This window comes from Micromonospora sp. GCM10011542 (assembly GCF_042650685.1).
Classification (GTDB): Bacteria; Actinomycetota; Actinomycetes; order Mycobacteriales; family Micromonosporaceae; genus Micromonospora.
Window position 1 is genome coordinate 110,247 of the sequence record NZ_JBHSBO010000068.1, and the last position, 18,523, is coordinate 128,769.

Here is an 18,523-nt window from a genome sequence, read left to right on the forward strand (position 1 = left end):
TCGCGGCGACCCCCGCGTGTTAACAAGGGCCCCTTCCTATGCACGAGGCGTTAAGAAGGGGCCCTTCCTTACCGGGCCGTCAGGCCCGGGCGAAGACCAGCGCCACGTTGTGGCCGCCGAAGCCGAACGCGTTGTTCAGCGCGGCGGGGATCTCCATGTGCCGTGCCTTGTGAGCGGCCACCTCGAGGGTGAGGCCGGGCTCCGGGTCGTCGAGGTTGATCGTCGGCGGTACGACACCGTCGCGGATGGCCAGGATGGTGGCGATCGACTCCAGCGCACCGGCGGCACCCAGCAGGTGACCGGTCATCGACTTCGTCGCGGCCAGCACCGGGTGGTCGCCCAGCGCCTTGTGCAGCGCGCCGATCTCCAGCATGTCGCCGACCGGGGTCGACGTGGCGTGCGCGTTGACGTGGACGATGTCCTGCTTGGCCACGTCCGCGTCGGCGATCGCCCGGGCGATGGCCCGGATGGCGCCCTCACCCTCGGCGTGCGGCTGCACGATGTCGTACGCGTCGGAGGTGATGCCAGCGCCGGCGAGGCGCGCGTACACCCGGGCGCCCCGGGCGGCGGCGTGCTCGGCCCGCTCCAGCACCACGATGCCGGCACCCTCGCCGAGGACGAAGCCGTCGCGGCCCCGGTCCCACGGGCGGGAGGCCTTCTCCGGCTCGTCGTTGCGGGTCGACATGGCCCGCATCGAGGCGAACCCGGCGATCGGCAGCGGGTGGATGACCGCCTCAGTGCCGCCGGCCACCACCACGTCGGCGCGGCCGGCGCGGATGATGTCCAGACCGAGCGCGATCGCCTCGGCGCCGGTGGCGCAGGCGCTGGCCACCGAGTGCACGCCGGCCTTGGCGCCCAGCTCCAGCCCGACCCAGGCGGCCGGACCGTTCGGCATCAGCATCGGCACCGTGTGCGGGGAGACCCGCCGCGGCCCGGACGCCTCCAGGATGTCGTCCTGGGCGAGCAGGGTGGTGGCGCCGCCGATGCCGGAGCCGACGCTGACCGCGAGGCGCTCCCCGTCGAGACCGGAGTCGGCCAGGCCGGCGTCGGCCCAGGCCTGCTGCGCCGCGATGATGGCGATCGCCTCGGAGCGGTCCAGCCGGCGCAGGCGGACCCGGTCCAGCACCTCGGACGGGTCCACGGCCAGCTGTGCGGCGATCCGGACGGGCAGTTGCGCCGCCCACTCCTGGGTGAGAGCACTCACCCCGGAGCGGCCGGCCAGCATGGCGTCCCAGGTCGACGCGACGTCCCCGCCGAGCGGGGTCGTCGCGCCGAGCCCGGTGACGACGACGTCGGGGCGACTCATGATCAGGACTGCGCCTCGATGTAGCTGACGGCGTCGCCGACGGTCTTCAGGTTCTGCACCTCGTTGTCCGGGATCTTGACGCCGAACTTCTCCTCGGCCGCCACCACGACCTCCACCATGGAGAGCGAGTCGACGTCGAGGTCGTCGGTGAAGGACTTCCCCTCGGCCACGTCGTCCGGGTTCACCCCGGCAACCTCTTCGAGGATCTCGGCGAGGCCGGTGGTGATCTCGTCACGGGTCATTGCGGTTGGTTCCTCTCAATGGGGGGAATCTCGGCGACCGGCGTTGCCGGCCGCCACTCCTCGGCGGTACGCGCCGGAGGGGGTTCAGGGGCAGCGGACGACCTGGCCGGCGTAGGTCAGGCCACCGCCGAAGCCGAACAGCAGCACCGGGGCGCCCGAGGGCACCTCCCGCCGCTCGACCAGCTTGGACAGGGCCAGCGGCACACTCGCCGCCGAGGTGTTGCCGGACTCGACGATGTCCTTGGCGATGATCGCGTCCGGGATGTTGAGCCGCTTGGCGATGCCGTCGATGATCCGGGCGTTGGCCTGGTGCGGCACGAACGCCGCCAGCTCCGACGGGTCGACCCCGGCCCGCTCGCACGCCTGCAGGGCGAGCGGCGCCAGCGCGGTGGTGGCCCAGCGGAACACCGACTGCCCCTCCTGCTGGACGTACGGGCGCCAGCCCTCGATGCGTACCGCGTCGCTCTTCTCCGGCGCCGAGCCCCAGACGACCGGGCCGATCCCGGCGGGCTCGTCGTCGCCGGTGGCGGAGACCACCGCGGCGCCGGCGCCGTCGGCGAAGATGATGCAGGTGGAGCGGTCGGTCCAGTCGGTGAAGTCGGAGAGCTTCTCGGCGCCGATGACGATCGCGTTACGCGACGCTCCGGCCCGGATGGCGTGGTCCACGGTGCCCAGCGCGTAGGCGAAGCCCGAGCAGGCGGTGTTGATGTCGTACGCGCCCGGCGCGGTGATGCCGAGCTTCGCCGCGACCCGGCAGGCCACGTTGGGGCTGCGGTCCACCGACGTGCAGGTGGCGACGACGACCAGGTCGATGTCGGCGGCGGTCAGGCCGGAGTTGGCCAGCGCCTTGCCGGCCGCGGCGGTGGCCATGTCGGCCACCGTCTCGGTGTCGGCGATCCGCCGGCTCACGATGCCCACCCGGTCGCGGATCCACTCGTCGTTGGTGTCCACGAGCTGGGCGATGTCGTCGTTGGTCACCACCCGGGAGGGCTGGTAGTGCCCCATCGAGACGATGCGACTGCCGGTCATGCGTGACCTCCGATGGGAGCGAGCGGTTGGCCCGGTGCCGTGCCGTGCCGGGCGATCAGGTCGCGCGCGGCCGGCAGGTCGTCCGGCGTGTTCAAGGTGACGATCTCCGGAGCGCCAGAGCCCTTCAGCTCCCGCTTGACCAGCCCGGCGAGCGTGCCGGCCGGCGGCAGCTCGATCACCCCGGTCACTCCGAGGTCGGCCAGAGTCCGCATGCACAGGTCCCAGCGCACCGGGGCGGTCACCTGGCGGACCAGGCGCTGCACCATCTCGCGGCCGTGGTCGACCGCCGTGCCGTCGAGGTTGGACAGCAGGATCCGGGCCGGGTCGGCCGGGGTGATCCCGTCGGCCAGCGCGGCCAGCGCGGCCTCGGCCGGAGCCATGTACGGGGTGTGGAAGGCGCCGGCCACCTGGAGCCGGATGATCCGGGTCTTCGCCGGGGGCTCGGCGGCCAGCTTGTCCAGCCCCTCCAGCGCGCCGGCGGCCACGACCTGCCCGGCGCCGTTGCGGTTGGCCGGGTGCAGCCCGTGCGCGGCGATCGCGGCGAGCACCTCGTCCGGGTCGCCGCCCAGCACCGCTGCCATCCCGGTCGGCTCCAGCGCGCACGCGGCGGCCATCTCGCGCCCCCGGACGCCGGCGAGGGTGATCGCCGTCTCGGCCGACAGCACCCCGGCCAGCGCGGCGGCGCCCAGCTCGCCGACGCTGTGTCCGGCGGTGAGCGTGACGTCGTGCATCGGCAGGTGTTCGGCGGCGAGCAGCGCCGCCGCGACCAGCAGTGGCTGGGTACGCGCGGTGTCCTTGATCTCGTCGGCGTCGGCGACCGTGCCGAGGTGCACCAGGTCTACCCCGGCCAGCGCGGACCACCAGCGCAGTCGCGCCTCGGTGCCGGTCAGGTCGAGCCAGGGGGTCAGGAAGCCGGGTTTCTGGGAACCCTGGCCGGGACTGAGTACAGCGAGCACGCCTATGACTCTCCCGGATACGCGTGGGTAGCGCTGTGCCGCCCCCGACCAAACCACACTAGAACCTTTGGAGGGTTCCTACAAAGATCGGCGGTGATCGTCACCTGTTTGTGCCGTTTTCCGAGCGCCCGAGGTCATTGTCTGGGTCGGGACGGGAGGGTTCACCGGGACGACCGGGTCCAACCTACCCACCGTCAACGCCACCTGTAGGGCGAACGCGTCCCGGGGCGACAGCGGCGAGAAGCCGGTCACCTCCGCGATCCGGCGCAGCCGGTAGCGCACCGTGTTCGGGTGCACGAACAGCGCCCGCGCGGCGCTCTCCAGTGTGCCGCCGGCGGCCAGGAACGCGTCCAGGGTCTCCAGCAGCTCGCCCCCGGCCCGCACCAGCGTCGCGTACACGTCGTGCCGCAGCCGGCGGCGCGCCTCCGCGTCGCCCGCCAGGGCCCGCTCCGGCAGCAGGTCGCCGGCCGGCACCGGCCGCGGCGCCGTCGGCCACGCCGGCGCCGCCCGGAAGCCCGCCAGCGCCGCCCGCGCCGACTCCGTCGCCTCGTCCAGGCTGGGTACGGCCGGACCGACCACCACCGGGCCGTCCCCGAACGCGGTCAGCAGCTTGGTGGTGGCCGTTAACGGATCCGCCGCGCCCCCGAGCACGATCACCAGCCGGTCGCCGTGCACGCCGCCGATGACCTCCACGCCGATTCGCCGGGCCTGCCGGTAGACCACGTGCAGCACGGCGGACACCTCCCCGCCCGGGGAGCGCCCCACCGCCACCGCCACCGGCGGCGCGTCCGCCCAGCCCAGCGCCGCCGCCCGGCTGGCCAGCACGTCCGGCGAGTCGCCGCGCAGCAGCGCGTCGACCAGCAGCGCCTGCAACCGGGCGTCCCACGCGCCACGCGACTCGGCGGCCCGCGCGTACACCCGGGCGGCGGCGAACGCGATCTCGCGGGAGAAGCGCAGCACCGCCTCGCGCAGTTGCTGCTCCTCGCCCTCGGCGGCCAGGCTCGACACCTGCTCCTCGACCACGTCGATGGTCACCTTGATCAGCGCCACGGTCTGCTGGAGGGTGATCGACCGGGCCAGCGCCTGCGGGGCGGCGGCGAAGACCTCGTCGGAGACCTCCTGCGTGCTGTCCGCCGTGCCGCCGCCGGACTGCAGCCACTGCACCAGCGACCGGGCGCCGGCCTGCGCGACCAGCATCACCCAGGACCGCTGGTCGGCCGGGAGGGCGCGGAACCAGGGCAGCGTCTCGTCCATCCGGGCCACACTCGCGGTCGCCAGCCCACCCGCCGCCCGCTCGATCCGGCGCAGCGTGGCCGTCAACTCTCCACCGCCCGGCGTACCCACCGCCCTAGCCTGACACGCCCTGACCTGGATCTTCACGCCGGCCCGACCGGCGTCACGGGGGTGGGGGAGCGGGCAGGCCCAGCTCCTGGGCCAGGATGGCGGCCTGCACCCGGCTGCGCAGGTCCAGTTTCGCCAGGATCCGGCTCACGTGGGTCTTGGTGGTGCTCTCCGCCATCGCCAGCCGGTCGGCGATCTGCTGGTTGGACAGGCCGAGGCCGAGGCAGGCCAGCACGTCGCGCTCGCGCGGAGTGAGCGTGCCCAGCGCGGCTTGGGTGGCCGCCGACGCCCCGGGGGCGGTGGCCGCGAAGGCCGCGATCAGCCGGCGGGTCACCGCAGGGGCGATGAACCCCTCGCCCCGGGCCACCGTCCGCACCGCCGCGACCAGCCCGTCGGCGTCGGTGTCCTTGAGCAGGAACCCGGCCGCCCCGGCGCGCAGGGCCCCGAAGACGTACTCGTCGAGGTCGAAGGTGGTGAGCACCAGCACGTCGGCCAGCCCGTCGCCCACGATGGCCCGGGTGGCGGCGATGCCGTCGCGGCGGGGCATCCGCACGTCGAGCACCGCCACGTCCGGGCGCAGCTCCCGGCACAGCCGGACCGCCTCGTCGCCGTCGGCCGCCTCGCCCACCACCTCGACGCCGGGCGCGCCGGCCAGGATCAGCGCCAGCCCGGCGCGTACCGCCGGCTGGTCGTCGGCCAGCACCACCCGCACCGGGGGCTCACCCGTGCCGGCCGGGGGAGCGGCGGATGGGCCGGTCACCGGCCCTCCCGGGTGGGCAGCGCGGCGTGCACCCGCCACCGGCCGTCCTGCGGCCCCGCGGTGAATCGGCCGTCCAGCAGGGTGGCCCGCTCCCGCATCCCGATCAGCCCCGCCCCGGCGCCGGGGAGGCCGGCGCCATCGGATCGCACCGGGTTCGCGACCGTCACCACGACCTCCCCCGGCCGGTACGCGATGGTCAGCTCCGCCTCGCCCGAGCCGTGCTTGAGCGCGTTGGTCAGCGACTCCTGCACGATCCGGTAAGCGGCCAGGTCCACCCCCACCGGCAGCGCACCCGGCGTGCCGTCGGTCCGCACCCGCACCGCGAGACCCGCGGCCCGGATCCGGTCGACCAGCCGGTCCACCTCGGCCAGCCGCGCCGGGACCGCCTCCGGCAGCCCACCAGCGACCGCCGGCTCCCGCGCTTCGCCGCTGTTCGGCTCGCGCGGCAGCTCGATCATCTGCCGCATCTCGGCCAGGCCCTGCACGCTGCTCTCCCGGATCACCCGCAGCGCCGACTCCACCTGGCCACGGTCCAGCCCCGGCACCGACAGCACGGCGGTGGCGTGGATGGCCACCGCGCTGAGATGGTTGGCGACCACGTCGTGCAGCTCCCGGGCCATCCGGGCCCGCTCGGCGCTGACCGCCTGCCACCGGTCCAGCTCGACTAGCCGCGCGGTCTGCTCGGCCCGGGCCCGCTCGGCGGCGGCCTGGTCACGGTACTGCCGCACGCTGATCCCGGTGAGCACCGGCAACAGGCCGGCCAGCACCACCGGCACCCCGACGGCGACACCGCGCCACTGGCCGAAGCCGAGCACGCCGACCACCGCGCCGAACAGGCTCAGCCCCACGGTGACCCGCAGCAGCCACCGCCACAGCCGGGGCGGGCCGTAGACGCAGGCGTCGTAGAGCACCTGCGTGTAGACCAGGACCGTCCCCAGCGAGCCGCCGAGCGCCGTGTCCACCAGGAGCGCCCCGGTGCCCACGGCCAGGCTGGTGCGGGGCGCGGCCCGCCGCAGGCCGACCGCCACGCAGACGGCCAGCAGCGGGGGCAGGAACAGCGCCGGTGGCACGTCGGGGTGCGGAACGATCTGCGGTTGCAGCCCGAGGGCGTACAGCACCAGACCACCGGCTAGCGAGGCGCCGGCCAGCGTGAGGTCCCGACCGGGCGTGCCGGACCCGAGCCACGGTGGCGGACGCATGCCCCGATCCCACCACAGCCGCCGACGCGCCGACTCCGACCGCGGGAGGACCCGGCCGCGCCCGACGTGGGCCAAAAGGGGTAGGCCGAGCGCGGGTCCGTCGAAGGGTGGACCCGGATCTCGTCACCGGCGCCGAGGTCGAGACCCCGTCGGCCGGCGACGCTGGGTGGCGAGGAACGGGGAGGTCGACATGCTGGTCGCGGTGATCGTCGCGTGCGAGATCGGGTTCTGGGTGGTGCTCGGCGCGGGGCTGGTGGCCCGCTACCCGCTGCGCCGGCCCCGGCTCGGGGCGGCGCTGCTGGTCTGCGTACCGCTGGTGGATCTGGTGCTGTTGGCCGCGACGGTGGCCGACCTGCGACGCGGCGCGACCGCCGACGTCACCCACGGCCTCGCCGCCGCCTATCTGGGCTTCTCGGTGGCGTTCGGGCACTCCATGGTGCGCTGGGCGGACCAGCGCTTCGCCCACCGTTTCGCCGGCGGCCCGCCGCCGGTCCGGCCGCCCCGGTACGGCCGGGAGCGCACCCGGCACGAGTGGCGCGAGTGGGGCAAGGCCCTGCTCGCCTGGGCGATCGCCTGCGGGCTGCTCGGCGCCGCGATCCTCTGGGTCGGCGACGCGGAGCGGACCCGGGAGCTGGCCGCCTGGATCCGGAACCTCACCGTGGTCATCGTGATCTGGCTGGTCGCGTTCCCGGTCTGGGAGACGATCTTCCCGCGCCGGCCACGTCGCTGACCCCGGGGTACGCCCCGCCCCGTCGGTCCCGGCCAGTACGGTGGCAGAGCACGTCGGGGCGAGCACCGGCGGGCGACCGCGAGTGTGAGGAGACCGGGATGGCGCACGGGGAGGCCGAACACGGCTGCGCCCAGGGCGAGCCCTGCCGGCCGGGCCACCACGACCAGCAGGCGGCGAAGCACCGCCGGGCCGTCGGCGGCGTGCCGCCGCACCCGGCCGAGCCGCTCGGCGGCCGGGCCGACGAGGACATCCCGGTGGTGCCGCGCCAGCGGTCCGGCGAGCAGGCGCTGCCGGGGGAACCCGAGTTCGAGACGGCCCCCGGGTGCCGCAGCGAGCTGTCCGGCTGGGCCGGAGCGCACCGGCACGGCCCGGTCCGGCCGCGGCAGCGGGCCACCCGCCGGGAACGCCCCCCGCGCCGCTGGTGCTGACCCCAGGGCCGCCCTGCGGCGGCTAGCGTGGGGGCCGTGAAGGCCATCGCGATCGACACGTACGGCGGAGCCGACCTGCTCACGGTGCGGGAGCTGCCTGTGCCCCCGGTCGGCCCGGACACGGTGCTGGTGCGGGTGCGGGCGGCCGGGGTCAACCCGGTCGACTGGAAGATCCGCGAGGGCTACCTGGCCGGCGCCTTTCCGTCGCACTTCCCGCTGGTCCCCGGCTGGGACGCGGCCGGCGTGGTGGAGGCGGTCGGGCCGGCGGTGGCCGGGTTCGCGGTGGGCGACGAGGTGATCGGGTACGTCCGGCGCGACGACATCCAGCACGGCACGTACGCCGAGCTGGTGCCCGCCCCGGAGCGGACGCTGGCGGCCAGGCCGGCGCGTGCGTCCTGGGCGCAGGCGGGTGGCCTGCCGCTGGCCGGGCTGACCGCGTACCAGTGCCTCCAGGTGGCCCACATCGGTGCCGGGGACGTGGTGCTGGTGCACGGCGCGGCCGGTGGCGTCGGCCATCTGGCGGTGCAGATCGCCCGCGCGTTGGGCGCGCAACGGGTGATCGGAACGGCCAGCCCGGCGAACCACGACTTCGTCTGCTCGCTCGGCGCCGAGCCGGTCACCTACGGCGACGGGGTGCTCGACCGGGTCCGGGCGGTCGCGCCGGACGGGGTGGACGTGGTGCTCGACCTCTTCGGCGGGCCGGACCTGGACGCCACGGCCCAGCTGGCCTCCCGGCCGGCGCGGGTGGTCTCCACCGCCGACCCGGAGCAGGTGACCCGGCTCGGCGGTAGGTACGTCTTCGTGAAACCATCCACCACCGACCTGAGCGCGCTGGCCGGGCTGGTCGACGCCGGCCGGCTCACCGTCGAGGTGGCCCGGACGTTCCCGCTGGCGCAGGCCGCGGACGCGCACCGCCTCGTCGAGGCGGGCCACGTCCGCGGCAAGGTGGTGCTGGAGGTCTGACCGGTCGGCGTGGTCAGCGGCGGTCGGTCAGCGGCCTTCGGTCGGTCTCGGTCAGCGGGTCCGGCGGCGGATCAGCAGCGCGATGCCGGCCAGGCCGAACGTGATGGTCAGCATCACCGCCACGTTGAGCAGCAGCAGCCGCTGCAACTCGCCGAGTGCCTCGTCGATGTCCCGTGCGGGGTTGACCGCGTCGTCCTGGAGCACCCGCTCGCCGCCGCCGACCCCGCCGCTGACGGTGTCGAACTGCCGCTCCAGCGGCACGCCGGCGGTGCGCAGCGTCTCGGACATGTTCAGCCGGCCGAGGAACCACCCGGCGCTGATACGACGGGAATCCGGCTGCTTGGCCGGCCGGTAGATCCGTGGACCGCCGACGGCCTTCGGATAGAGGTCGTACGTCTGCTTCGGCGTCTCTCCGGCCAGCACCACGATCGTGTACTTCGGACCGAGGTCGGCCGGCTTCGGCTTGGTCGACAGGCCGGTGCGGCCGAGGAAGTTGACCTGGTCGATCACCGCGACCACGTGGTCGGGTCGTGTCTCGGTGCGCAGTCGGAGCGGCTGGCGCAGCCCCTCGCCGGTGATGTCCACCCCGGCGGGTGGTGCTTTCGGTGCCGCCGCTACCGCGCCGGCGGAGCCGAGCGACAGCGCCGCCGCCAGCGTGCCGGCCAGCACGGCGATCATCCGCCTCGCCTGTCGGACCATCCCGCCTCCTCGCCCCGTTCGATGGATGGCTTCGCCGTGACGTCCGTGTCCGTCGGCCGATGGCGGGGACCGGCCGACCGGCCGGGGCCCACTCTTACAGACTCCGCAGAACGTCGAGAAGTTGCAGCTGGTGGAACAGTATTTGGAACTATCTGCGATCTCTGCTCGACTAATGAGGAGCCGTTGATCAGCGGGCGGATCGTACCTTTACGGAGGGGTTCATGGGGGGCAGGGTTGCACGCGTGGCGCGTGCCGTGCCAGTGCTGTTCGGCGTGGCGTTCGGTGTGTCGTTGCTGTTCCCCGCGGCACCGGCGGCGGCGCACAATTCGCTGACCGGCAGCGATCCCGCCAACGGCGCCCGGGTGGCCACCGCGCCGACCCGGATCGAGCTTCGCTTCCTGGCCAAGCCGGACCCGGGTACGACGAGAATCACAGTAACCGGACCGGACAATGTGGCCGCTGCCGGTGGTGCCCCGACCTTCACCGGCTCCCGGGTGAGCGTGCCGTTCCGGCCGGGCAGGGCGGGGCTGTACATCGTGGGCTACCAGGTGGCGTCCGGCGACGGGCATCCGGTGACCGGCGAGGTGCGGTTCACGCTCACCACCGGCACCGCCGCCGACCCGTCCGCCACACCGTCGGCCGGCGGTGGCACCGGTCCGGGGGCTGGCACTTCGGCGGGTTCGCCTTCCGCGGGCTCGCTTCCCGCTGGCTCGCCCTCGGCTGCGACAGCCCCGGCCGGGCCGACGTCGGCAGCGCCCGGCGCGCCTGGCACGAGCCCGACGCCGGTGGCGAGGGAACGGGCCGACTCCGCTGACCGTTGGTGGCTCTGGACGCTCGGCGGCCTGGTGCTGCTCGCCGCACTGGTCACCGGCCTCCTGCTCCGGCGCCGCTCCACCAGCGGCTGACCTCCGGCCCCTCCGCCGGCCCTGGCCCACCAGCCGATTCCGAGGACGGGTGTGCCGCCCGGTGTGGCACCCGCTTCGATGGCCCGCGAACCCCTACCGGCACCACGGGCAGATGACCCCGTCGCGCCGGCTTCGAACGAAGCAGCGCGACGGGGCGAGGGCGGGAGGAGGGCGTGGCGGGGCCAGCCCGGCAGCGGTCAGACCAGGCGGACCCGGGCGGCGCGCAGCCGGCTCAGGGTGCGCTCGCGGCCGAGCACCTCCAACGACTCGAACAGCGGCAGGCCCACGGTGCGGCCGGTGACCGCGACCCGGACCGGCGCCTGGGTCTTGCCGAGCTTGAGGCCGCGCTCGGCACCCACCGCCTCCAGCGTCGACTTCAGCGACTCGGCGTCCCAGGACTCCAGCGCCTCAAACGCCGCGGTCGCGGCGTCCAGCAGCTCGGCGGAGCCCTCCTTCATGGCCTTGGCCCAGGACGCCTCGTCGATCAGCGGCGAGGCCAGGAAGAGGAAGTCGACGTTCGGCACGATCTCGCTGAGCACCGCGATCCGGGTCTGTGCCAGCGGTGCCACCGCGGCGAACGCGTCGGCGTCGAACTCCTCCGGCTGCCACGGCGGGGGCGCGATGGTGTCGGTGCCGGTAAGCCAGGGCTGGCAGGCGTCGATGAACGCGGGCACCGGCAGGGCGCGGATGTACTCGCCGTTGAACGCGCGCAGCTTCTTCTCGTCGAAGAACGCGGGGGAGGGGTTGACCTCCTCCAGCCGGAACTCGTCCTCGATCACCGACCAGGGGACGATCTCCCGGTCGCCGGAGGGCGCCCAGCCGAGCAGCATCAGGTAGTTGCGCATCGCGTCGGCGAGGTAGCCCTCGTCCCGGTACGCCTCCAGGGCGACCTTGTCCCGGCGCTTGGAGAGCTTCTGCCGCTTCTCGTTGACCACCACGGGCACGTGCGCCCAGACCGGCGGCTTGACCCCGAGGGCGTCCCAGAGCAGCTGCTGCTTGGGCGTGTTGGGCAGGTGCTCCTCGGCCCGGATCACGTGGGTGATCCCCATGGTCATGTCGTCGACGACGTTGGCCAGCAGGAAGACCGGCGAGCCGTCGCCGCGGGCGATGACGAAGTCCTCGATCAGCCTGTTCTCGAAGGTGGGCTCACCGCGGATCAGGTCGACCACGACGGTCGACCCCTCGTCCGGCGTACGGAAGCGCAGCGCCCGCCCCGCACCCGGGCCGAGGCCCAGGTCGCGGTGGTAGCCGTCGTAGCCCTGGTACTGCGATCCGGTGCGGGCCTGCACGTCCTCGCGGGTGCAGTCGCAGTAGTACGCGCGGCCGGACTCGTAGAGCCGCTGCGCGGCGGCCCGGTGCTCGTGGGCGTTCTCCGACTGGAAGTGGGGGCCCTCGTAGCTCATGCGCTCGATGCCGATCCAGTCGAGCGCGGAGAGGATGCCCTCGGTCCACTCGGGCTTGTTGCGCGCGGCGTCGGTGTCCTCGATGCGCAGCACGAACACCCCGCCCTGCTGCTTGGCGTAGATCCAGTTCTGCAGCGCCGAGCGGGCGCCGCCGACGTGGAACATACCGGTCGGGGAGGGGGCGAAGCGTACACGTACCGTCACGTCCCCAGCCTACGGCGACCGTCGACCGAGTAAGGAAGGGCCCCTTCTTATCGCCTGGCGTTGTACAGGGGGCCCCTCCTAACAGTCAGGGCACTGAGCGGATCTTGAGGACCAGGACACTGCCGAGCAGGGTGACCACGGCGGTCAGCGCGTAGAGCGTCGGATAGCCGCCCAGGTGCACCACGATCGGGGCGGAGAGCGCCGGACCGAGCACCTGCGGCGCCGAGTTGGCAATGTTGATCACGCCGAGGTCCTTGGCGCGGTCGGTGGCCCGGGGCAGCACCTGGGTGATGAGCGCGGCGTCGACCGACAGGTAGACGCCGTACCCGGCGCCGAGCAGCAGCGCGGCGACCACCGCCATCGGCCAGACCGGCGCGACCGCGAGCAGCAGCGCGGCCACCGCCATGATCAGCCCCGACGTGATCACGAAGACCTTGCGCCGACCGGAACGGTCCGACAGCCGGCCGGCGATCACCGCCGTCAGCATCATGCCGGCCGTGTAGAGCAGGATCAGCACCAGCAGCGCGCTCTCCGGGTCGGGGTGGCGCACCCCGTCGGTGAGGAAGTACAGCAGGTAGAGGGTGCCCAGCGCGTTGCCCACCTGGACCAGGAACCGGGTGATCCAGGCCCACGCGAAGTCGGGGTGCCGCCGAGGGCTGATCCACATCGAGGCGACCAGCGCCCGGAACCGCAGCGCCGGCCGGTGCGTGCGGGGCAGTGGGTCGTCGGCGGTGAGCAGCGCGAACGGCAGCGACAGCAGCAGCATGACCGCCGCGATCGCCAGGTATCCGGCGGCGTTGCCGGTGACCACGGCGGTGACCAGCACCGCGCCCAGCACCAACCCGAGCGCCTGCGGGATGCCCACCCAGCCGGAGACGCCGCCGCGCTGGGTGACCGGCACCCGGTCCGGGATGCCCGCGGTGAGGCTCGCCAGCATCGCGTTGAAGCACACCTGCGCGGCCACCCAGCCGAGCGCGACCCCGAGGATGGTCCGCTGCTGGGCGAGCAGCACGAGGGCCGCCGCGCCGAGCAGCGCCCCGCCGGCGGTCCAGACATGCCGGCGACCGAACTCCCGGCTGCCCAGCCGCAGGCAGGTCCGGTCGGAGAGCGCGCCCGCGAGGGGGTTGGCCAGCACCGCGGCGAGCGCGCCTAGGCCGGTGACCACGGCCAGCATGGCCTCCTTGTCGCCCGGCGCGATCCGCGCCACCTGCTGCGGCAGCAGCACCTGGATCGGAGTGAAGAACGCCATCCAGACCCCGAGGTTGGCCGCGAAGATCAGCCCGATCCAGCCGCGCCGCACCGGCACGGTGGGCTCGGCGAGGGCGGCGGGCAGCGACGCCGGCGTCGGGTCGACGGTGGTCATCGCGCCGACCCCGGGCGGGCGGCCGCGATCACGTCCCGCAGCCAGGTGTACGAGGACTTCGGGGTACGCGCCTGAGTGGCGTAGTCGACGTGCACCAGGCCGAAACGCTTGGTGAACCCCTCGGCCCACTCCCAGTTGTCCAGCAGCGACCAGACGAAGTACCCGCGTACGTCCACGCCGTCGTCGAGCGCGGCCCGGACCGCCCGCAGATGCCCGTCGAGGTACGCGATCCGCTCGGGGTCGGGCACCCGCCCGTCGGCGTCCGGCACGTCGTCGTACGCGCAGCCGCTCTCGGTGATCTCGATGGGTGGCAGCGCGTCGCCGTACGTGTCGCGCAGCCAGCCGAGCAGCTCGCGCAGCCCGTCCGGGGCCACCGGCCAGTCGAAGGCGGTGCGCGGGTACCTGTCGAGCGGCACCAGTTCGAACGGCAGGGGCGAGCCCTCCTCGGCGGCCCGTACGCCGGTCGGGTTGTAGTAGTTGACGCCGAGCACGTCGATCGGGGCGGCGATCACGTCGAGGTCGCCGGCCCGCACCAGGGCCGGGTCATTGACCGTCCCGTCGGGGTAGCCCCGGCCGAGCAGCGGGTCGGTGCAGAGCCGGTTGTGCAGCGCCTCGTACGCGGCGCCGGCGGCCCGGTCGGCGTCGGTGTCGCCGAGCACCCGCACGGGCGAGTAGTTGTTGGCGATGGCGACCGGGCTGGTGGTGCGGGCCCGCAGCGCGGCGACGGCCAGCCCGTGGCCGAGCAACTGGTGGTGGGCGACCGGGAACGCGTCGAAGAGCAGCATCCGGCCGGGGGCGTGCACGCCCATGCCGTAGCCGAGGCTCATCTGGATGAACGGTTCGTTCAGCGTGATCCAGAGCCGGACCCGGTCGCCGAGCCGGGCGGCGGTCAGGTCGGCGTACTCGGCGAAGCGGGCCGCGGTGTCCCGCGCGAGCCAGCCGCCGGCGTCCTCGAGCGGCTGAGGCAGGTCCCAGTGGTAGAGGGACGCGACCGGGTCGATGCCGGCGGCCAGTAGGTCGTCCACCAGCCGGTCGTAGAAGTCCAGGCCGGCCGGATTGGCCGGTCCGGTGCCGCCGGGCTGCACCCGGGGCCAGGCGATCGAGAACCGGTACGCCGAGACGCCCAGCCCGGCCATCAGGGCGACGTCCTCGCCGTGGCGGTGGTGGTGGTCGCAGGCCACGTCGCCGGTGCTGCCGTCGGCGATCCGGCCGGGGGAGTGCGCGAAGGTGTCCCAGATGGACGGCCCACGACCGTGCGCGCCCGTGGCGCCCTCGATCTGGTAGGCCGACGTGGACACCCCCCAGCGGAATCCGGCGGGGAACTCGGGCATCGGTGCGGTCATGCGCCCTCCCGGTCAACGTGAAACGTGTTCGGGACTCTAGGGCGCGGTCGGCGGATCCGCCATAGGCCGGAATGACTGGATGCGCAACGGCAATCGGCGTGTCTTTTTCCAAACCCGTCCAGGTACGTCCGAATTTGCGCATAGAGTGCCGATATCGTGGGATGTCCTCACTGGAGGAAGACGGAAATGATCCTCGTGGAACGCAGTGCGCACGTGGCGGCGCCGGTGGAAGTGGTCTGGGATGTCGTGCAGCGGGCCGAGCAGTTGCCGGCCTGGCTGGCCGGGGTCCGTGCGGCCGAGGTGCTCTCGGGCGAGGGCTTCGGGCGACGACAGTTGGTCCAGGCCGGGCGCGGCTCGGCGCATGAGGCCGAGGTGATCGCCTACCAGGAGCCGACGCTGATCGGCTGGCGGGAACGGGCCAAGGGCGCGGGTGCCCGGGCCGAGGCGCGCACCGAGATCTACGTCCAGCTCACTCCCGACGAGGAGGAAGAGGGCGGGACGATCGTGCGGCTCATCGTGGTCCGGTGGCCGGCCGGCCCGGTCAAGGCGGCCCTGCTGCGCCTCGGGCTGCGTCGGGTCGGCGCCGACCTGGAGGACTCGCTGGCCCGGCTCACCGACCTGGCCGCCGTCGGCTGATCCGCCGAGCCTCCGGCGTCACCCGTCCCGGTGGCGACCCCGGATCCCCGCCAGGGACCACGGAGCCGCCGCCGCCCCGTCTCACCCACCGTCCGCCCGGTCGAGGGGGAGTGCGGGGCGAGGGTGCGGGTGCACCAAAAAGGGCCCGGCGCATCCGCGCCGGGCCCTTCCTGTTCGTGCTGTCAGCTGTCGCCGCCGGTCTCGCCGACCGGGGCGGCGTTGACGTCGTCGATCGCGTACTTCTTGGCCGCCTCGGCCGGCACGGTGGCCGGCACCGCGCCGGCGCGCGCCAGCTGGCGCAGCGTGGCGACCACGATCGACTCGGCGTCGACGTGGAAGTGCCGGCGCAGCGCGTGCCGGGTGTCCGACATGCCGTAGCCGTCGGTGCCGAGCGAGGTGTAGTCACCGGGCACCCAGCGGGCGATCAGGTCCGGCACCGCCCGCATCCAGTCGCTGACCGCGACCTTCGGCCCGTCCGCGTCGGCCAGCTTCTGCTGGACGTACGGCACCCGCGCCTCGGCACCGGGGTTGAGCAGGTTGTACTCCTCGCACTCCACCGCGTCGCGGCGCAGCTCGGTCCAGGAGGTCACCGACCACACGTCGGCGGCCACCCCCCAGTCCTGGGCGAGCAGCTGCTGGGCCTTGAGCGCCCACTGCATGCCGGTGCCGGAGGCGAGCACGTTCGCCTTCGGGCCGTCGACCTGCGGGGCCGGCGAGTAGCGGTAGATGCCCTTGAGCAGGCCCTCCACGTCCACGCCCGACGGCTCCGCCGGCTGCAGGATCGGCTCGTTGTAGACCGTCAGGTAGTAGAAGACGTTCTCCTGCGCCTCCCCGTACATCCGGTGCAGGCCGTGCTCCATGATGTGCGCGATCTCGAACGAGAACGCCGGGTCGTACGCGACCACCGCCGGGTTGGTGGCGGCGATCAGCAGCGAGTGGCCGTCCTCGTGCTGCAGGCCCTCACCGTTGAGCGTGGTCCGCCCGGCGGTGGCGCCGAGCAGGAAGCCCCGGGCCATCTGGTCGGCCGCCGCCCAGATCCCGTCGGCGGTCCGCTGGAACCCGAACATCGAGTAGAAGATGTACATCGGGATCATCGGCTCGTCGTGGGTGGCGTACGAGGTGCCGGCCGCGGTGAACGAGGCGACCGAACCGGCCTCGTTGATGCCCTCGTGCAGGATCTGCCCGGTGGTCGACTCCTTGTACGACAGGAACAGCTCCCGGTCGACCGAGGTGTAGCGCTGGCCGTGCGGCGAGTAGATCTTCGCGGTCGGGAAGATCGAGTCCAGGCCGAAGGTACGCGCCTCGTCCGGGATGATCGGCACCCAGCGCTTGCCGAACTCCTTGTCCTTCATCACGTCCTTGAGCAGGCGGACGAAGGCCATCGTGGTGGCCACCTTCTGCTTGCCCGAGCCGCGCTTGACGTCGGCGAACCGCTCCGGCCCGGGGATCGCCAGCCGCTTGGTGCTGGTCCGCCGGCTCGGCAGGTAGCCGCCGAGCTGCTCGCGCCGCTCCTTGAGGTACGCGAGCTCCTCGGACTTCTCGCCCGGGTGGTAGTACGGCGGCAGGTAGGGGTTGTCCTCCAGCGCCTTGTCCGGGATGTCCAGGTAGAGGCGGTCGCGGAAGGTCTTCAGGTCCTCCAGCGTCAGCTTCTTCATCTGGTGGGTGGCGTTGCGGCCCTCGAAGTGCGAGCCGAGCGTCCAACCCTTGATCGTCTTGGCCAGGATGACGGTCGGCTGCCCGGTGTGCTCGGTCGCCGCCTTGTAGGCCGCGTAGAGCTTGCGGTAGTCGTGCCCACCCCGCTTGAGGTTCCAGATCTCGTCGTCGGACAGGTGCTCGACCATCTTGCGGGTGCGCGGGTCGCGGCCGAAGAAGTGCTCCCGCACGTACGCCCCGGACTCCGCCTTGTAGGTCTGGTAGTCGCCGTCGGGCGTGGTGTTCATGAGGTTGATCAGTGCGCCGTCGGAGTCCGCGGCGAGCAGCGGGTCCCACTCACGGCCCCAGACCACCTTGATCACGTTCCAGCCGGCGCCCCGGAAGAACGCCTCCAGCTCCTGCATCACCTTGCCGTTGCCGCGGACCGGGCCGTCGAGGCGCTGGAGGTTGCAGTTGATCACGAAGGTGAGGTTGTCGAGCTCCTCGCGGGCGGCCACGCCGATGGCGCCCAGCGTCTCCGGCTCGTCCATCTCACCGTCGCCCAGGAACGCCCAGACGTGCTGCTGGGACGTGTCCTTGATGCCGCGGTGGTGCAGGTACCGGTTGAACCGGGCCTGGTAGATCGCGTTGAGCCCGCCCAGACCCATCGAGACCGTGGGGAACTCCCAGAAGTCCGGCATCAGCCGCGGGTGCGGGTACGACGGCAGCCCGCCGCCGGGGTGCGACAGCTCCTGGCGGAACCCGTCGAGCTGGTGCTCGCTGAGCCGCCCCTCGAGGAACGCCCGGGCGTACATGCCGGGGGAGGCGTGCCCCTGGTAGTAGATGTGGTCGCCGCCACCCGGGTGGTTCTTGCCCCGGAAGAAGTGGTTGAAGCCCACCTCGTAGAGCGACGCGGAGCTGGCGTAGGTGGAGATGTGCCCGCCGACGCCGATCTCCGGGCGCTGCGCCCGGTGCACGAGCATCGCGGCGTTCCACCGGACGTACGCCCGGATCCGCCGTTCGACGTGCTCGTCGCCCGGGAACCACGGCTCCCGTTCGGACGGGATGGTGTTGATGTAGTCGGTGGTGGTCAGGGGCGGAACCCCGACCTGGCGCTCGCGGGCCCGCTCCAGCAGGCGCAGCATGACGTACCGGGCGCGTTTGGCGCCCCGCTCGTCGATGACACCGTCGAGCGACTCGACCCATTCGCTGGTTTCTTCAGGGTCGATGTCCGGAAGCTGGCTCGGCAGGCCGTCGCTGATCACCGGGCGCTTGCGTTCCGTAGCCACAGGCGTTCCCTCGGTTGTGTGTGGGATAGGTCTCTAGGCCGTGTCTTCAAAGGTTCATAACCATTGGAGTAGCGCGGCGATGGTGACGGTGGCCT

17 protein-coding genes are annotated in these 18,523 nt (G+C 73.1%); 5 read left to right on the plus strand and 12 right to left on the minus strand.

Annotated features, from left to right (window positions below; genetic code table 11):
• Positions 1-79: 79 nt before the first annotated feature.
• The 7 genes from fabF to ACFOW4_RS30115 form a co-directional block, all read right to left on the minus strand.
• A complete protein-coding gene (gene fabF, locus ACFOW4_RS30085; protein WP_377533686.1) occupies positions 80-1,306 on the minus strand; it encodes a beta-ketoacyl-ACP synthase II in 1,227 nt (408 codons plus the stop codon).
• Positions 1,307-1,308: 2 nt separating this feature from the next.
• The gene (locus ACFOW4_RS30090) at positions 1,309-1,548 is read right to left on the minus strand and encodes an acyl carrier protein (protein ID WP_053653162.1); all 240 of its coding nucleotides are present in this window, start codon (positions 1,546-1,548) and stop codon (positions 1,309-1,311) included.
• Positions 1,549-1,632: 84 nt separating this feature from the next.
• On the minus strand, positions 1,633-2,577 hold the full coding sequence (locus ACFOW4_RS30095; RefSeq protein ID WP_377533687.1) for a beta-ketoacyl-ACP synthase III: 945 nt from the start codon (positions 2,575-2,577) through the stop codon (positions 1,633-1,635).
• The gene (locus tag ACFOW4_RS30100) at positions 2,574-3,533 is read right to left on the minus strand and encodes an ACP S-malonyltransferase (RefSeq protein ID WP_377533688.1); all 960 of its coding nucleotides are present in this window, start codon (positions 3,531-3,533) and stop codon (positions 2,574-2,576) included. Before ACFOW4_RS30100 ends, ACFOW4_RS30095 begins: the two co-directional genes overlap by 4 nt.
• Positions 3,534-3,611: 78 nt before the next feature.
• Positions 3,612-4,913: a PucR family transcriptional regulator gene (locus tag ACFOW4_RS30105; RefSeq protein ID WP_377533689.1), complete on the minus strand. Its 1,302-nt coding sequence runs from the start codon at positions 4,911-4,913 to the stop codon at positions 3,612-3,614.
• 16 nt (positions 4,914-4,929) lie between these two features.
• A complete protein-coding gene (locus ACFOW4_RS30110) occupies positions 4,930-5,634 on the minus strand; it encodes a response regulator (protein ID WP_377533690.1) in 705 nt (234 codons plus the stop codon).
• Complete coding sequence (locus tag ACFOW4_RS30115) at positions 5,631-6,833, minus strand: sensor histidine kinase (protein ID WP_377533691.1); 1,203 nt, start codon at positions 6,831-6,833, stop codon at positions 5,631-5,633. The genes ACFOW4_RS30110 and ACFOW4_RS30115 overlap by 4 nt, the downstream gene beginning before the upstream one ends.
• 190 nt (positions 6,834-7,023) lie before the next feature.
• On the opposite strand from ACFOW4_RS30115, the gene ACFOW4_RS30120 reads away from it, so the two are divergent.
• From ACFOW4_RS30120 to ACFOW4_RS30130, 3 genes are all read left to right on the plus strand, one after another.
• Positions 7,024-7,563, plus strand: a complete 540-nt coding sequence (locus tag ACFOW4_RS30120) for a hypothetical protein (protein WP_377533692.1) — start codon at positions 7,024-7,026, stop codon at positions 7,561-7,563.
• Between the two features lie 98 nt (positions 7,564-7,661).
• Positions 7,662-7,991, plus strand: a complete 330-nt coding sequence (locus ACFOW4_RS30125; protein WP_377533693.1) for a hypothetical protein — start codon at positions 7,662-7,664, stop codon at positions 7,989-7,991.
• Between the two features lie 36 nt (positions 7,992-8,027).
• On the plus strand, positions 8,028-8,954 hold the full coding sequence (locus ACFOW4_RS30130; RefSeq protein WP_377533694.1) for an NADP-dependent oxidoreductase: 927 nt from the start codon (positions 8,028-8,030) through the stop codon (positions 8,952-8,954).
• A 51-nt stretch (positions 8,955-9,005) separates the two neighbouring features.
• Here the strand turns inward: ACFOW4_RS30130 and ACFOW4_RS30135 are convergent, their stop codons facing one another.
• Positions 9,006-9,653, minus strand: a complete 648-nt coding sequence (locus tag ACFOW4_RS30135; protein ID WP_377533695.1) for a hypothetical protein — start codon at positions 9,651-9,653, stop codon at positions 9,006-9,008.
• Between the two features lie 242 nt (positions 9,654-9,895).
• Between ACFOW4_RS30135 and ACFOW4_RS30140 the strand changes: the two genes are divergently transcribed.
• Entirely contained in the window at positions 9,896-10,558 is a 663-nt protein-coding gene (locus ACFOW4_RS30140; RefSeq protein WP_377533696.1) for a copper resistance CopC family protein, read from the plus strand.
• Positions 10,559-10,755: 197 nt separating this feature from the next.
• On the opposite strand, the gene gltX is transcribed toward ACFOW4_RS30140, so the two are convergent.
• From gltX to ACFOW4_RS30155, 3 genes are all read right to left on the minus strand, one after another.
• Positions 10,756-12,165, minus strand: coding sequence for a glutamate--tRNA ligase (gene gltX, locus ACFOW4_RS30145; RefSeq protein WP_377533697.1), 1,410 nt, complete (start codon positions 12,163-12,165; stop codon positions 10,756-10,758).
• Between the two features lie 85 nt (positions 12,166-12,250).
• Positions 12,251-13,528, minus strand: a complete 1,278-nt coding sequence (locus ACFOW4_RS30150) for an MFS transporter (RefSeq protein ID WP_377533698.1) — start codon at positions 13,526-13,528, stop codon at positions 12,251-12,253.
• Entirely contained in the window at positions 13,525-14,871 is a 1,347-nt protein-coding gene (locus ACFOW4_RS30155) for a GH1 family beta-glucosidase (protein WP_377533699.1), read from the minus strand. The genes ACFOW4_RS30150 and ACFOW4_RS30155 overlap by 4 nt, the downstream gene beginning before the upstream one ends.
• Positions 14,872-15,057: 186 nt before the next feature.
• On the opposite strand from ACFOW4_RS30155, the gene ACFOW4_RS30160 reads away from it, so the two are divergent.
• A complete protein-coding gene (locus tag ACFOW4_RS30160; RefSeq protein WP_074313361.1) occupies positions 15,058-15,507 on the plus strand; it encodes an SRPBCC domain-containing protein in 450 nt (149 codons plus the stop codon).
• A gap of 182 nt (positions 15,508-15,689) precedes the next feature.
• On the opposite strand, the gene aceE is transcribed toward ACFOW4_RS30160, so the two are convergent.
• Positions 15,690-18,428 (minus strand): pyruvate dehydrogenase (acetyl-transferring), homodimeric type, encoded by a 2,739-nt coding sequence (aceE, locus tag ACFOW4_RS30165; protein ID WP_377533700.1) that lies wholly within the window; start codon positions 18,426-18,428, stop codon positions 15,690-15,692.
• Between the last annotated feature and the right edge of the window lie 95 nt (positions 18,429-18,523).